This window comes from Microcoleus sp. A2-C3 (assembly GCF_036706065.1).
Lineage (GTDB): Bacteria > Cyanobacteriota > Cyanobacteriia > Cyanobacteriales > Microcoleaceae > Microcoleus.
In genome coordinates this window covers 80,133-96,130 of record NZ_JAUBVX010000023.1, presented here as the reverse complement: position 1 = coordinate 96,130, position 15,998 = coordinate 80,133, and the positions used below count along the sequence as shown (strand labels likewise).

Here is a 15,998-nt window from a genome sequence, read left to right as displayed (position 1 = left end):
CAATCTTCAAAAATGGTTCGTGGAAATTTTCGCTAAACCCACATAGCTGTTGGATCATTCTTTTTGTGGAGGTCTCTTAATTGCGGGGGCTGTGAATGGAATTAGCAAAGAAGAGTTGCTTTCGGAAAGATATTGTCCGATCGCCGAATATTGGGCCGCGCACCCGCTCGTGGCAGAAATTGATGAAATTGCAGCGGGTTCTTTTAAACGGCGACAACCTCCTGAAATTAAGGGTACTGGTTACGTAGTTAAGTCATTAGAGGCGGCACTTTGGGCATTTTATAACAGTTCGTCTTTTGCCGAAGGGTGTTTGTTGGCGGTGAATTTGGGCGACGATGCGGATACAACTGGTGCGGTTTACGGACAGTTGGCGGGGGCTTTTTACGGCGAATCTGCTATACCGGAAAAATGGCGATCGCAATTGGCACATCGCTCTTTAATTGCATCTTTCGCCGAACAACTCTTGACTGTAGGACTTACGCACGGGTGACGAGAAACTGAGTTTTTATGCAACACTAGCCGTAGGGTGCGTCGCGAGCAAAAATCCCCGCATAAAAATCGACAATCTCACAGCGACGCACCTGACCAAATAATTATGTAAATAAGCATCATTTTCACTTTTGATAAACACAAAATTTGTCGTTTTTTTATAAAAATCATTACTTTTGCTCTCGCAACACGTAGCCAACTCCCCGAACAGTATGCAGCAAGCGTTTTGAGTTACTTGCTTCTAACTTAATCCGTAATGCCCGAATATACACTTCAATAATATTTGACTCGCCCATAAAATCGTAACCCCAGACTTTCTCTAAGATTCGATCGCGCGTAATGACTTGACGGGGATTTCGCAGCAAAAATTCTAACAAATCAAACTCTTTAGCAGTGAGTTCAATCAGTTGATTTCCTCGATACACTTCACGGGTTAAACCATTCAAAATTAGGTCTTCAAATTCTAATCGATCCGGATCATTTGGTTGAGTTCGGCGCAGACGTGCTTTCACCCTCGCGAGGAGTTCTTCCATACTGAAAGGTTTAGTCACATAATCATCAGCGCCAGCATTTAATCCCGTTACGCGATCGGGTATTTCATCTTTTGCTGTTAACATAATTATTGGTACTTGCACGCCAGTCGATCGCAATCTTAAACAGATATCCAATCCAGAGATACCCGGAAGCATCCAATCTAAAATCAATAAATCCGGTTCAGCCGTGCGGGCGAGGGTTAATCCATCCAATCCATTGGGGGCGACGGTGACGTGATAGCCTTCTAGAGTAAGTTCAGATTCGATGAACTTCGCTAGTTTAGGGTCATCTTCAACCAGGAGAATGCGATCGCTCATAGCTGCGGATTCCAGACAGGTAAGGTGATAGTAAAAATACTACCTTCTCCCGGTTTAGAACGGAGCGTGATACGTCCATCCATACCTTCGATCAGGCTTTTGGCGATCGCCAATCCCAACCCTGTACCGTCCCTAGAGCGAGTCATAGACTCATCCACCCGGTAAAACCGCTCAAAAATCCGGTTTTGATGGGGCAGAGAAATCCCAATTCCGCGATCGGTCACATGAATCATCACCTGCTGTTCCTTCTTTTCTAAGACTAACTCAACGGGTTGTTCTGGAGCAGAATACTTAATTGCATTATCAACTAAGTTAATTAACACTTGTTGTAAACGATCCTGATCCGCACAGGCGACAACATCCTCATAAGTTGACACTAAAATAACTTTCCGATTGCTAACTTTTTGACTCATTTCTGCCACTTCAGCCACCAGAGTATTCAGCATCACCGGATGCAAGCGAAAGTGCAGGTTGCCGCTATCAGCCCGTGCCAAATCCAGCAAATCTTCTAACATCCGAATCGTGCGTTCGGTTTCCCCAACCGCTGTTTCCAGTGCTTCCTGCTGATAGTCATTTAAGTTAGTGCTGCGGCGCAGCAAACTTTGTAAATAACCAACAACAACGGTCAGCGGAGTGCGTAATTCGTGGGAAACATTACCAACAAATTGGCGTTGTTGCTCCCAGGAACCCGACAATCTAAACAACATTTCATTAAAAGTTTGTGCTAGTCCTAAAATCTCATCAGGAGCCTGATGCAGTTGAAGTTTTGCCCCTTGCAAATTATCAGCAGACAAAGTGCTAGCTACCTGACTCATCTGTTCCAAAGGGCGGAGAGCATGACGTATGCGACTGGCGATCGCCACCATCAACACTAAGATTACCACAATACAGACAACAATTAAACTCCGAATCCCATCATTTAATTGACGTTGCTCATCAGTGATATCTTGAGAGAAATATACCGTACCCAGCAATTCATTTTTAATCCGTAGAGTCGTGCTACAGATCACCAAATAGTGATCGCCCACCTGAACAAAAGTCGGCTCAGCAGGTACTTCCGTCAACGAGATCATCTTTGTAATCTTAGAAGATTGCAGATCCATATCAGGTGAATTCACCAAAAGCATCCCATCTTTTCGCTTCACCCACACCATAATTCCTCCTGTAGAAGATTTGTGAACGCTTCGCGTCAAACCAATTTCGAGGGAACCCATTTCACTATAAAGTTCAACCTGTTCTGGAAAACGCATTCCAATATATTCCAGCGTTTGTTTGTGGGCACTGACCAGATTTTGAGACCTTTGCCAGCCGGCCCAAAATGCCACACTGCTAAGTCCTAAAATTGAGAGTACCAGCAATTCCAGCGTCAGGCGAAACTGAAGGGAAGAAGTAGAAATTCGCTTACCTGTAAAATGATGAATAGCAGCTATAAATTTAGTGATTTGCTTCATTTACTAATTACTCATTAGAATTATTGCATAAATTTTAAATCGCTCCTACAACCGCAGATATAGGCAGATACACACAGATTAACGCAGATAATTTCAAGATTGGAAAGCGATTGAATGCAATGCAAGTCCATTAGCCATTACCAATTACCTATTGCCAATCTGGATGCTTCCTTAAAAATTTTCTGCCGTGCCTTGAATCTGGTTAAACTCAAAGCGTCGAGCATAATCTGTTTCACCATAAATATTAAAACTAATTGTTGGTTCATCTCCGATCGCCTCCACATGATGAATCGCATCAGGCATTAAGCACAAAACGTCACCAGGTGCAAGCAAAATATCGCCCACTGTTGTGATTTTATCGGGAAACTTCGGAATTGGCGATCGCCTCCACAAAGTATTTTTCTCCTCTCCACCAAGTAGCGCCACCACTCCCCAACTCGCATGATTGTGAATCGGAGAAACTGCACCCGGAACCCAAGCAACCAACTGGACAGTCAGAGGAAAAAATGGTTCATCATAAAGCGTTTGTACTGCCCAGCCTGTCTCAGAGTCGGGTTCAAGGGGAGCAATTTGAAGCCAGGAAGAACTATCTAACAATCTGCGAACAAGGGGACAAATTGCCTGGAGTCGTAAATAATCATCACTAATTTGCTCTAAGACATCTTCCAAGTCAGTTAAAAAGCGGTAAAGTCGGTAGGGATGAGTCAAATCTTCAATTTGATTAGTAGCTTCGCAAACATGGTACTGTCCATCATCCGTCACTAACCAGTCTTTTCCTGTCATAATTTTCAACTCGCGGTTAATTTACTGTACTACCAAAAGATAGTTACGGTTGATCTACACTCTATAAGACATTCCTTGCAACTAGATGATCTCTGGATAAGGCACAGATTAATTTTAGATGAAGAACCAGGTAAATCAATTTGGCTGACCAATTAGCAACCGCCCATGATTTTTATCCAAAATCCATCTGGTTTTCATCTTACACTCATATTTCGAGAATTTAATGCTGTTAATCTCAAGTCATAGAGCGATGAGTTACTCTTTGTCTAGATTCAGGATTGAAACTCAAAGAGTTTTTTATTCGCCCTCTTGTACATAAACCCTAGATTTTGGAGATTGAATATGCGTAAACCAGCATTATGGCTCAGCTTATGTCTAAGTAGTTTGGTAGTTACAGTATCGCTGGTGACTGCAACGACACTCAATACCTCTGCTATGCCTAATAGTGCGATCGCGCAAACCAACCCCTGCGCGTCCAAAAACCCCTGCGCCTCCAAAAACCCCTGCGCCTCCAAGCAAGGAAACGTAGGAGGCCCACTAGCAAAACAATTACAAGGAAAGCCCGTCATAGTTGACGTTTATGCAAGCTGGTGTCCTGCCTGCAAAAACATTGCCCCTACCATTTCCCAACTGAAACAGCAATATGCAGGAAAAGTGAATTTTGTGGTGCTAGATGTGACAGATAAATCAACAACTTCTAAAGCAGAAGCCACAGCGAAAGAGTTAGGACTCAGCCAATTTTTAGCCGCTAATAAATCCAAAACGGGAATGCTAACTATCATCGATCCTGCCACAGGAAATATTCTAGCGCAGCATCGTAACAATCCCAACAAATCTGCCTATACAACCGTGCTCGATCGGGCGCTTGCAAAAAAATAGCTGTTTCAGGTTATCGGTAATAGCTGATTAAACAGGACTTACGCATTATAACTGTGTAGCAATGTTTTGAGATTACTTCACTTCCCTCGCACTGACAGAAATACATTACTTTTGCGTAAGTCCTCTTAAAGATCCCAGGAGAACCCCATGACCAATCTTCAAAAGCCTGAACCCCAAACCAAAAGCACCAAAGTTTTCAAATTTCCGAATAGATGGCTATTTTGGGGTGGATTGGTAGTCTTGGGCTTAGTGATTGCACTGGTCATCATAGGCCCCATTTCTCAGGCAATTGAACATCTGATTTCGGTAACGGAAAACCGCTATCAGCAGTGGTTCAGCCAGCAAGATACAGCTAACCCACTGGTGTTGTTTTCCCTGGCGTTTATCGGTGGTTTGATCGCCAGTATTTCACCCTGTATTCTGGCAATGTTACCCGTTAACTTGAGCTACATTGGTACCCGTAATATCACTTCCCGGCGAGATGCTTTTGTTAAAGCCAGTTTGTTTGTGTTGGGAGTTGTGACAATTCTTAGCTTTTTCGGGCTGGCATCTTCATTTGCCGGGGCTGTCATGGTGGATTACCGGGGCTACATTAACATTGCTGTAGGAACCATCATTTTTATCATGGGTTTGAGCTTGCTAGGAATTGTGAAATTGCCTTTACCAGGAGTCAATATAAATGCTTCCAATTTGGGGCCCTATGGAGTAGGAGTGACATTTGGTTTGGTGAGTTCTCCCTGTGCCAGTCCAGTTTTATTTGCTGTACTAGCAGCGGCAGCGGCTACTGGTTCACAATTGCTAGGAACCTTGACCATGATCTGTTATGGTCTGGGATATACAATCATCATCTTTCTTGCCAGTCTATTGACTGGTTTTGCCAAGCAAGCTAAGACTTTGATGCAGCATTCCGAGTTGATTCTCCGCTTTGGAAGTGTCGCTCTAATTCTGACAGGTTTGTATTACATATTTGAGGGCACTCGTTGGTTTCTTTAGGATGTTTGAAAGATTTTAAGTCTGTAAGCTCACCTAAAAAAACAGAGTACAAAGAACCCCGGCTTTTTAAAGAAGCCGCGGCTCTAATAGCGATCGCGCTTTACGTTGAGAGTCCTGGACGCAACGGTTACAATTAGTAGGGTGCCCGTCGGATTAAACCATAGTTTTTCGTGTTCAATCCCAAAATGGCACACCCTACAATCTTGAGGAGAACAAAATGCCAGCAGAATTGCCAGAAAGCAAGAATTTTCAAGCAAATATCTGGTCTGAAACTACTAACAATTTATCTGGAAATTAAACACATGAAAGTAAAATACATTACCACGATCGCCATTGCCACCATTTTAGGTTTGGCAACAGCTAATGTTAGCTACGCCAACTTCAAGGCTTCTAACTTAAACTCTACAACAGTTTCATCCAAAATTGCAGAAGCCAATCCTTGTGCTGGAAAAGCTAATCCTTGTGCTGGAAAAGCTAATCCTTGCGCTGGTAAAGCAAATCCTTGTGCTGGAAAAGCAAATCCTTGTGCTGGTAAAGCCAATCCTTGTGCGGGGAAAGCCAATCCTTGTGCTGGTAAAAACAGCACAACAACCGTTCATCCTAAGTATTACACCGAAAATGGTATGGCTCTTGATGGTCAGGATGTCGTAGCCTATTTTACCCAAAGCAAATTAGTGATGGGAGTTAGCCAATTCAAACATAATTGGGGTGGAACAACTTGGATGTTTGCTAGTGCAGCAAACCGCGATATGTTTGCTCAAAATCCTCAAAAGTATGCTCCTGAATACGGTGGATATTGCGCCCAGGCTGCCAGTGAAGGCAATCTTGTTGCTACCCAACCTGATGCCTGGAAAATAGTTAATGGGAAGCTTTATCTCAACTACGACAAGAAAGTACAAGCACAGTGGATGGGTGATATCCCCGGTCACATTGCTTTAGCAAACAAAAATTGGCCTACTATTCTGAATAACAAAGAACTGTTCCGCTAAATTCACATAGGACTTAGGATCGAAAACTTAATAACTTAAACACCTCCTACAGTCCTCTCTCCTGTAAGTTCCCAGATCAAAGGAGGCTCTGCCTCCAGATCTGCATTACCAGGCAGAGCGAAAGTAACGAGCAATCGCTTAAGTTATTAAATTTTCATTCCTTATATCAGGGGGATACCCCACAAGCAATTTGATCTCTGGTGACACAGGCATCTTGCCTGTGGCTGTGAGAAGGGCCGGCTGGACACCCCACACCCATTTATAAAATTTGCTCAAAAAAAATATGACTTCATGGCTTAATTATTTGGGCTGGCATCGTCGAGACAGTACCCCCAGCAACCGAATACCGATCGCCACTGCGGTCATGTTAGGTTCGGTTATTTTAGTTGGTGGACTGGTTGCGGCTTGGTTTTCCGGTAACGGCACTCTCGATCGCCTATTCGCTCAACTCCAAACAATGCAGAATCATCCTCCAATGTGGCTGGAAGTGCCAATGGTAATGGGGGAGTATTTGCTAACACCTACGATCGCTCTGCTGGCGATTTCTTGGGTAATTATGCGGGTTTCGCCGGTACCCCGAACCTGGTCGCGGGTGGTAGTTGTGGGAATTTTGTTGGTGTTGGTGACTCGTTATCTGCTGTGGCGATCGCTCACCACCTTAAATGTATCCGATCCCTTAGATGGAGTCTTTAGCATTGGGTTGTTTCTGCTAGAACTTTTCCTCTTGCTTACCAATATCCTTCAGTTATTTTTGATGTTGCTGGTAAAGGATCGCCGTTCCGAAGCGAATCGATTGGCGATCGATGTAGTTGAGGGTAGATTCACGCCATCTGTTGACATTTTGATTCCCACTTACAATGAGCCTGCTTATATTCTCAAACGCACAATAATTGGTTGTCAAGCCATCGAGTATGCCAACAAAAAAATCTATCTGCTCGATGACACGCGGCGTGAAGAAATCCGGCAACTTGCAGAAGAATTAGGCTGCAAATACCAGACTAGACCGAATAATAACCATGCGAAAGCAGGGAATCTGAATCATGCCTTAACTCATACTCAAGGAGAGTATATTGTTGTATTTGATGCTGACTTTATCCCTACCAAAAATTTTTTGATTCGCACCCTTGGTTTCTGCCAAGATCCCGCAGTTGCGCTGGTTCAAACGCCTCAAAGTTATTACAATGCTGATCCTATAGCCCGTAACTTAGGCTTAGATAACGTGATCGCGCCGGAAGAAGAGGTTTTTTACCGCCAAATTGAACCGCTCAAAGATGGTGCCGGCAGTGTAGTTTGTTCTGGAACCTCCTTTGTGGTGAGGCGCAGCGCCTTAGTACACGCCGGAGGATTTGTCACGGAATCTCTTAGTGAAGATTATTTCACAGGCATTAAACTTTCTGCAAAAGGCTATCGCTTAGTGTATCTCAACGAAAAACTCAGCGCTGGTTTGGCAGCAGAAAATATTTCTGCTTACGCCACTCAACGCCTGCGCTGGGCCCGGGGAACTTTACAAGCTTTTTTTATTGATTCCAATCCCCTGACTATTCCCGGACTAAACCCTATTCAGCGACTCGCGCATTTAGAAGGACTTCTGAATTGGTTTGGCAGCATTCCGCGCCTCGGCTTTCTGTTGATGCCCTTAGCTTATTCGTTCTTGGGCGTGATTCCCATCCGAGCCACTGTTCCAGAAATGTTGTACTTCTTTCTGCCCTATTATTTAGTGCAGTTAACGGTTTTTTCCTGGTTGAATCATCGATCGCGATCGGCATTGTTGTCTGATATTTATTCGCTGGTACTAGCTTTCCCGCTGGTTCTGACCATCATTCAGGTGATGCTGTCTCCCTTCTCCAAAGGATTTAACGTCACAGCCAAAGGCACTGTGAGCGATCGATTTTCCTTCAACTGGAAGTTAGCGCTACCGTTGCTGCTATTATTTGTTCCAAATGCGATCAGCCTGTGGCACGTTCTGGGAACTTGTTTGATTCAATTGCAGATGCACGCATCAGAGCCTGAAATCATCCAGCATTTCAAAGGGTTGGGGATTGGTTGGATTTGGAGCGCCTACAACCTTTTAATTATCAGCATCACGCTGTTAATTTTGTTGGATGCTCCTAAATCCGATAGATATGAATGGTTTGATTTGCGTCGATTGGTACGGCTGACGTTCGACGGACAAATTATGTGGGGCGTGACTACTTTTATTTCTGAAGTGGGAGTTCATGTCGAGATGACTCAAGCCGGATTTCCTTCATTGATTGCAGGAGAAACGCTCCCAGTCACGCTAAAAATTCTGGAAGATAACTTGAGGCTGCAAGGACAGATAACTCGCGTTGATTTTAGTAATGAATTTCCTTCGGTACACATCCGCTTTGGCGAATTGGCTCTACCCCAACATCGATGTCTGGTGGAGATGTTGTTTTGTCGTCCGGGTCAATGGAAACGCCCTTGCGCTCCTGGCGAGTTAAAGTCTCTTTTGCTGCTATTTGGGATTTTGTTGAAGCCTCGCGTGTTGTTCGATCGCGATCGGGCGATCGATTTCGTGAAGGTATCAAAAGTTTAGTTAAACTGAGATATTGCCAGATTGTCAATAACCCTGTATGGGTTCACTTCGCCAACAGTCACAAAAAGTTACAAACAGGTTAAATAAACCCGCCCTTGCCCGTGAAAAAGCCCCTATAGACATTGGTTTGGTGCAAGATGTCAGGTTCGATCGACTTTAAAAACAAAAAGGTTCTTTATGGAATTTAAAGATTTTATGGCTTTGCTGCATCCCGTTGTAGCTGTAGCGATCGTTTTTCCGATGCTGGGCGTGGTTCTGAATATGGCTTGGCAAACCATGCAGCGCCGCCAGCAAATTGCATCCGGGGATAAGAGCAAAATTCCTCCTGTAGTCGGCGCAGAACACGTCAAAGCAGGTAAAATTCTGTCAGGCTCTGTGGTAGGAGTGACGCTGTTGGGGCTAGGCTACCCGATTTTTGAGCATATTTTGAGCAAGGATGTTTGGAGTAAAAACTCGTTTCAGGTCATTTTCATTGTGCTGATGTTTGTTGCGACGATCGCCTCTTTGATCATGTTGTATCGATCGACACCGGCGTTATGGCGTGGCATATTTGCGACTTTGACTGGTGCTGGCTTGGTGATTCTTGGCACTCAAGATGGCGTTTATCGTCGCACCGATGAATGGTATTGGTCTCACTACTACATTGGGATCACCGCTGCGCTACTGATGGTTTTCTCCCTTGCCATTATTCAAGACATCTACAAAGATCGATCGAATCGCTGGCGCACTGTCCATGTCATCTTGAACTCGATCGCTGTCATGCTGTTTCTGGGACAGGGAATGACTGGAACCAGGGATTTGCTAGAAATTCCTCTAAACTGGCAGAAACCCTATATTTATAGCTGTGACTTCCCCAATAAGACCTGCCCCAAACCGTGAGCGATCGGGGTTAATTTTTAAATATATTGTTGCGCTTGGGCGCTCTTTCCTGTTATCCAAAAGAGCGCCCAAGCGCAACAACGTACCTTTATTTAATTTGAAAAAAGTTCTTGACATTTGCCACAATCTGTGATTAAGTTACTAACCCCGGTATTGGTAGAAAAAAAATATTTACAAATCTTAAATTTTTATTAACTTAAGTATTATAATCGAGGTAACTTCCAACTAAGTATTTATTCTCACTAACATGATAGCGGATCAATTTCCTTGGCTAACCGCGATAGTCATCCTACCCCTCATCGCTGCCCTCGCCATCCCTTTTTTGCCCGATACAGACGGCAAAACTGTGCGCTGGTATGCGCTGGGTGTAGGCATTACAGATTTTGTATTAATGTGTTGGGTGTTTTGGACGCACTACGATCCGAGCATCTCTACTTTCCAAATCGTCGAGAAATATTCCTGGATACCTTCTTTAGGCCTCAACTGGTCTGTTTCGGTTGACGGGCTGTCGGTTCCGCTGGTGTTGTTGGCGGGATTGGTGACGACGCTATCTATTTTTGCTGCATGGGAGGTCGATCGCAAGCCGCGATTGTTCTACTTCCTCATGTTGGTGATGTATTCGGCACAAATCGGAGTATTCGTCGCCCAAGACATCATGCTGCTGTTCATTGTTTGGGAATTAGAACTAATTCCGGTGTACTTGCTAATCTCGATTTGGGGCGGACAAAACCGTCGCTACGCAGCTACCAAATTCTTGATTTACACCGCCGGCGCTTCCATCTTTATTTTGATAGCTGCCTTAGCAATGGGATTTTACGGCGGAGGAAACGTTACCTTCGACATGGTAGAACTCGGCTTGAAGGACTACCCGCTAGGTTTAGAAATCCTGCTTTATGGCGGATTGTTCATTGCCTTCGGCGTAAAACTGGCGATTTTCCCCTTTCACACATGGCTACCTGACGCCCACGGTGAAGCATCTTCTCCTGTGTCGATGATTCTGGCTGGCGTGTTGCTGAAAATGGGCGGATACGGACTGATTCGCCTGAATTTAGAACTTCTTCCCAAAGCACACGTTTACTTTGCACCGATTATGGCGGTGCTCGGCGTGGTTAATATTATCTACGGCGCGCTGAATTCCTTCGGCCAAACGAACATGAAGCGCCGCCTTGCGAATTCGTCGATTTCTCACATGGGATTCGTGTTGTTGGGTATTGCTTCCTTCACGGATTTGGGAATCAACGGGGCGCTGCTGCAAATGATTTCCCACGGTTTGATCGCCTCAGTATTGTTTTTCCTGGCTGGCGTGACTTACGATCGCACTCATACCATGATCATGGACGAGATGGGCGAGATTGGGAAAGTGATGCCGAAAGTGTTTGCCTTGTTTACAGCAGGCGCGATGGCTTCTTTGGCACTCCCCGGTATGAGCGGTTTTGCTAGCGAATTGTCAGTGTTTGTGGGCGTCGCAACTAGCGATATGTACAGCACTTCTTTCCGCGCGGTGATTGTGTTCCTGGCGGCAGTGGGACTGATTTTGACGCCGATTTATTTGCTCTCGATGCTGCGACAGTTATTTTACAACTGTGGAACATTGGCGGCTTGCGACATCGAAGATCTAAATTTGCTGAATCAGAGAAATAATCTTGATGCAGCGGTTTGTTTCGGTAATAGTTGCGTTTTGCCTGGTGATGCACCGTTTATTGATGCTAAACCTCGCGAAGTGGCGATCGCATTTTGCTTTTTGATACCGATTGTCGGCATTGGTTTTTATCCCAACATGGCGATGCAGGTTTACGACGCGAAGACTGTGGCGGTGAATGCCGAAGTCCGCGAATCTTACATCCAAATCGCTCAACAAAATCCTCAGATTTATGCGAAGGGATTTTTGGCTCCCAAAATTGCACAGGCTCCAACTACGCCTGCTTTGGGCAAAATTACTGCCTCTGAATCTGCCTCGGTTTTGGGCATTGTCAAATAATTTTATTGAATTCTGTTTTTGTTGAAAATCGGGCGATCGCTTTTTTTGAAAGGGCGATCGTTTTTTTGTAGAAGGAAGCAGGCCATTCGGCTTCGCGAGCGAGTAACAAGAGGGAACAGAGAAGAAGCAATTAACAACGTCCTAACCATCTTTGCAGTTGCCTTAGCGCTGAATTTCTGCAATAATCCGCGCTAGATTTTCCCTAGCATATCCCACATCCAGGGTTGATTTATATTCCAACAAAGATGCAACTTTGGTCAGAATATTTAGCGGTTCTTCAAAGCCTGTAGTTGTCATAAACAAAACTTGCAGCCGATTTTTAACTAATTCTAAAATAGAGCGACTTCGAGCCTCTTTAATCTCTTTTTGTTGAGCAATACTCGCGCTCAAATTGTGAGTTTTCAATAGCCGCATTCTTTCTATTCCTTGCGTCTTCACCGTCTCCAAAACCTCTGCTCGAATCTGCTCGACTAATCTTTCGCTTACATATTGCACGATTAAAGGCTGAAGCATAAAAACAGTTTCCCCGCCCTCACTGATTTTTTCAATCAGCGAGCGACGACCCAGAGAATCGAGATTTTTGAGCAAATCCGAAAGCGACGAATTGACCAACATCTGCTCTCGCAAAGTCGCCAGGGAAATCGGACTTTGAGCAATAGCCAGCCAGTAGGAAATCTCTTGTTCTGAACTCGACATTCGATCGAACTGCTGCGCGAGCAAATTGCTGATATGTTCTTCAATAAATAACGCCGTCGCTTCCAAGAATTTGCCAACATTCCCATCAAAAAACTCGTGAATCGTTGTCGCTACAATCTTCAATGCTAACAGATTGCCTCCGTACCGGGTTAACAATATTTCCCATTCTCTATCTTGAGCCGATAAGCCTTTTTCTTGGAAAATTTCCCTGGCTATTTCCTGGGAAATCGCCGGTTTTAAAGACTTGACTTTTTCTCCCGCCAGCAAAGCCATTTCCGTAGGTTCTTCGGAACTAACTAGGACAAAACAGCTATGGTGATTGACCTCACAGAGCCGCACAATTAAATCTCGATATCCTTCGCAGCCTTCGCGGTAGTGTCCCGCTAGTGCGTCGGGTTTGAGCACTGATTCAAAATCGTCTAAAATTAGCAGACAGCGGTGTTTCCGCAGATAATCGATTAATCGCGAAATTTTGCCGTTGAGGTCTGCTGGTAAATCAGGTCTTTGTTGGTTAGAAAAAAGTTGAATTAAGCTAGCGAGGAAGTCGGATGGTGCTGGAGTCGATCGCAGCGATCGCCAAATCACAAAATCAAACTCATCCTGTACCTGTTTTGCCAACTGCACCGACAGAGTTGTTTTACCACTACCGGCCAAACCCAGCAGCGCTACTACCCGACAATTATCCGATAGAATCCACTGCTTTAAAGTAGTTAATTCTTCAGTCCGTCCGTAAAAAACCGCAACATCCGGTGCTTGGCCCCAATCTTCCTGTCGGCGGGCGATAGGCATTTTGAACAGAGATCCTTTACTTCGACTAAAATCGATCGAACCCTGCTCCGTGTGGTATGAAAATAGCAACTGATGCCTCAATTCCGAGAGCTTTCCAGGGCCGTTCCCCGCAATCTGAAACTTTTTGTAAACTTCGCCTAATCTTTTGCGAACTGCGATATCGCTAATGCCAAGCTGGGTTGCAATGGTAGCCGTAGATTGACCATCGAGAGCCATAAACAGAGTCTCTAACTCGGCATCTGTGACACCGCGCTCTTTGGCGATCGTTTGCACAAAGTTTTGAGGGATCGGAGTAGTCAAAGTAGGAATCTCGCCTGTACTAAAAATATACATTCTATTATATTCTGTAACCTGGCTCAGTCCTCAAATCCAGGGACAGGAAGTAGTAGAACCTATTCTAGGGTGGGGGTCGGCGCGGCAATTAATCTGTAGCACTCAACGATAAATCTCCAACCGCGCCGCCACCACCGCGAACAAACAACCGGGTCAATTTACAATTCCTGAAAGCAGCTCTGTATCAGCCAAAAACCTTCGTACTATCGCGGTATTTTTCGCTCGAAAGCAGCCGCCAACTCCCATCGCCCAAAAGTTCCAAAACCTGCTGGTGATATTTCAACAAGCTCAATCGGTGGCCGACACTCACAAATGTAGTTTGAGTTGCTTGCAACTGCTCGTATAAAACTTGCTCATTCTTCAAATCTAAAGCACTTGTCGCCTCATCCAAAATAGCATATCGCGGTTTCGTCAACAACAATCTGGCAAAAGCTAAACGCTGCTGTTCTCCCAGGGACAAAATCTCGACCCAATCTAAAGCCTCATTAAAACCGCCCAATCTGTCCGGCAAATCTGCTAAATTTACTAATGCCAAAACCTGGCGCAATTGTTCCTCATCAACCTCGCTGCTGGTGTTGGGATAGAGAAGTTGCGATCGCAAACTGCCCAAAATCAGATAAGGACGCTGCGGCAAAAACAGCATTTCTCGCAGTTCCGGCCGCGCCAGACAACCCGTTCCCGAATCCCACAAACCCGCAATAGCCCGCAGCAAAGAACTCTTCCCAGAACCGCTTTGACCGACAATTAACAGTCCTTCTCCCGGCGACACCGCTACGGACAAATCCCTAATCAAAGTCTTTTGATGCTTGGGAGTATCTAAAGTAACGTGTTTCAGCGTCAACTGAGAATCTACTACGACATCTATAGTAGTTCCTTCTGCACGAGATACCGCCCTTTCTGCTTCCAAAGTATCTGTAAATATAGTTAAACGATTGATGCTAGCTGCAAAAGAACTAAGCGGTTCAATGCGACTGACAATCAGTGAAAAAGCGGCTAAAACCTGACGGAAAGCAAAAGCCGCCTGAGTGATGTCTCCAAACTGGATCGTATCGGTTTTGTCGGCAAAATAAGCAGGAGCGAGAAACAAAGCCGGAATAATCACCACAGCATACCCGTATCCAGTTGTAAAATAATTCAAATTTCGCTGCCAGCCAATTAGCAAATTAAAATTGCGAAATACTTCCACGAACCGCTGCTTTATTTGCATCGATTCTCGCTCTTCCCCCCCATAAAAAGCAATTGATTCAGCATTGTCGCGAATGTGAACCAGTCCGTAGCGCAAATTAGCTTCTTTTTTAAGTTGCTCGAAATTCAGAGGCACTAATCTTTGACCAAAAATCAGAGTGGCGATCGTGCCCAAAATAGCATAGACAACCAGGAAAATCGAAAGTGGTTTCGAGATTGACCACAGGATACCTGTGAAAGATATAATATTAACTATTGAAGCCAGGATGGCCACTATAAATGTCAAACTTGTCTGAGTAAACGATTTAACATCTTCAGAAATTCGTTGGTCGGGATTGTCGATTTCCTTGTGTGAATTTATTTCATAATAAGCCCGATTCTTAAAATACTTGTCCAGGAACTTATTTGTCATCCATTCCCGCCAGTAGAGACTCAATTTATCTTGGGTGTAGCCGTAAATTACTACAATAGGAGTGCCGACTGCAAAAACCCCTGCATAGACAAAAAGATACTTCCAATAATTTAGCTGGTCTTTCTTTGCTAGTGCTGTGTTGAAAAAGTTGCTGACGTAACTAATTATTACATTCAAGCCGCTGACAGATAGGGACAATAACAGCAATAGAGCCAATAATGCCCACGACTGCCAATGCGGTCTCAATTTGCCTTTGACTAATAAAAAACTGCTGAAAGGAATAATTAGCATCAAGGCAATAATAAGCATTGCCGAAGAATGAATAATTTCTTGCAATAAACTAACTAACCCAGCAGCAATATTATTGACAAAAGCGGGAAAAAGAGCGGCCCCGCCCAAACATACAGCACTGACGAGTACAAACATAGCAGCGAAGAGAAATATCAACAACAGCGCTACTAATCCCAGAAAAATCTTGCCTCCTCCAGGCTCTAAAGGATAAAAGTAAGGCTGAGCGATCGCAATAAATCTCTTCCACAACTGACGGTCAAATCGATTCATCTTTGCTGTTTACAAAACTACTTCAACTGTTTTAACATATCAAGTTTTATTACCGAGTGTCGCAGTAATTTATTTGGGAGTTGAGCGAAGAAATTGGGTTTCATATCATGTGCGCGGTCAGTACAATTAAATTGGTTCGATCGTTCGGACTTTAGTCCTCATGAAAATCAGAG

12 protein-coding genes are annotated in these 15,998 nt (G+C 44.4%); 7 read left to right on the top strand and 5 right to left on the bottom strand.

Features of this window, described 5'->3' with window-relative positions; genetic code table 11:
* The first annotated feature begins 49 nt into the window (after positions 1-49).
* A complete protein-coding gene (locus QUB66_RS14780) occupies positions 50-490 on the top strand; it encodes an ADP-ribosylglycohydrolase family protein (protein ID WP_442923292.1) in 441 nt (146 codons plus the stop codon).
* A 169-nt stretch (positions 491-659) separates the two neighbouring features.
* Here the strand turns inward: QUB66_RS14780 and QUB66_RS14775 are convergent, their stop codons facing one another.
* The 3 genes from QUB66_RS14775 to QUB66_RS14765 form a co-directional block, all read right to left on the bottom strand.
* Positions 660-1,340, bottom strand: coding sequence for a response regulator transcription factor (locus QUB66_RS14775; protein ID WP_332968299.1), 681 nt, complete (start codon positions 1,338-1,340; stop codon positions 660-662).
* Complete coding sequence (locus tag QUB66_RS14770; protein ID WP_332968300.1) at positions 1,337-2,791, bottom strand: sensor histidine kinase; 1,455 nt, start codon at positions 2,789-2,791, stop codon at positions 1,337-1,339. Before QUB66_RS14770 ends, QUB66_RS14775 begins: the two co-directional genes overlap by 4 nt.
* 171 nt (positions 2,792-2,962) lie before the next feature.
* Positions 2,963-3,574 (bottom strand): cupin, encoded by a 612-nt coding sequence (locus QUB66_RS14765; RefSeq protein WP_332968301.1) that lies wholly within the window; start codon positions 3,572-3,574, stop codon positions 2,963-2,965.
* A gap of 342 nt (positions 3,575-3,916) precedes the next feature.
* Between QUB66_RS14765 and QUB66_RS14760 the strand changes: the two genes are divergently transcribed.
* The 6 genes from QUB66_RS14760 to QUB66_RS14735 all read left to right on the top strand — a co-directional run bounded on the left by QUB66_RS14760 (position 3,917) and on the right by QUB66_RS14735 (position 11,849).
* Positions 3,917-4,453: a TlpA family protein disulfide reductase gene (locus QUB66_RS14760; protein ID WP_332968302.1), complete on the top strand. Its 537-nt coding sequence runs from the start codon at positions 3,917-3,919 to the stop codon at positions 4,451-4,453.
* Positions 4,454-4,600: 147 nt separating this feature from the next.
* Complete coding sequence (locus QUB66_RS14755) at positions 4,601-5,446, top strand: cytochrome c biogenesis protein CcdA (protein ID WP_332968305.1); 846 nt, start codon at positions 4,601-4,603, stop codon at positions 5,444-5,446.
* Between the two features lie 302 nt (positions 5,447-5,748).
* The gene (locus QUB66_RS14750) at positions 5,749-6,435 is read left to right on the top strand and encodes a YHS domain-containing (seleno)protein (protein ID WP_332968306.1); all 687 of its coding nucleotides are present in this window, start codon (positions 5,749-5,751) and stop codon (positions 6,433-6,435) included.
* A 283-nt stretch (positions 6,436-6,718) separates the two neighbouring features.
* Entirely contained in the window at positions 6,719-8,992 is a 2,274-nt protein-coding gene (locus tag QUB66_RS14745) for a glycosyltransferase (protein WP_332968307.1), read from the top strand.
* Between the two features lie 177 nt (positions 8,993-9,169).
* On the top strand, positions 9,170-9,871 hold the full coding sequence (locus tag QUB66_RS14740) for a DUF4079 domain-containing protein (protein ID WP_332968309.1): 702 nt from the start codon (positions 9,170-9,172) through the stop codon (positions 9,869-9,871).
* 247 nt (positions 9,872-10,118) lie between these two features.
* Positions 10,119-11,849: an NAD(P)H-quinone oxidoreductase subunit 4 gene (locus tag QUB66_RS14735; protein ID WP_265237103.1), complete on the top strand. Its 1,731-nt coding sequence runs from the start codon at positions 10,119-10,121 to the stop codon at positions 11,847-11,849.
* Positions 11,850-12,011: 162 nt separating this feature from the next.
* On the opposite strand, the gene QUB66_RS14730 is transcribed toward QUB66_RS14735, so the two are convergent.
* The gene (locus QUB66_RS14730) at positions 12,012-13,667 is read right to left on the bottom strand and encodes an NB-ARC domain-containing protein (RefSeq protein WP_332968311.1); all 1,656 of its coding nucleotides are present in this window, start codon (positions 13,665-13,667) and stop codon (positions 12,012-12,014) included.
* 184 nt (positions 13,668-13,851) lie between these two features.
* Complete coding sequence (locus tag QUB66_RS14725; RefSeq protein ID WP_332968312.1) at positions 13,852-15,825, bottom strand: ABC transporter ATP-binding protein/permease; 1,974 nt, start codon at positions 15,823-15,825, stop codon at positions 13,852-13,854.
* Between the last annotated feature and the right edge of the window lie 173 nt (positions 15,826-15,998).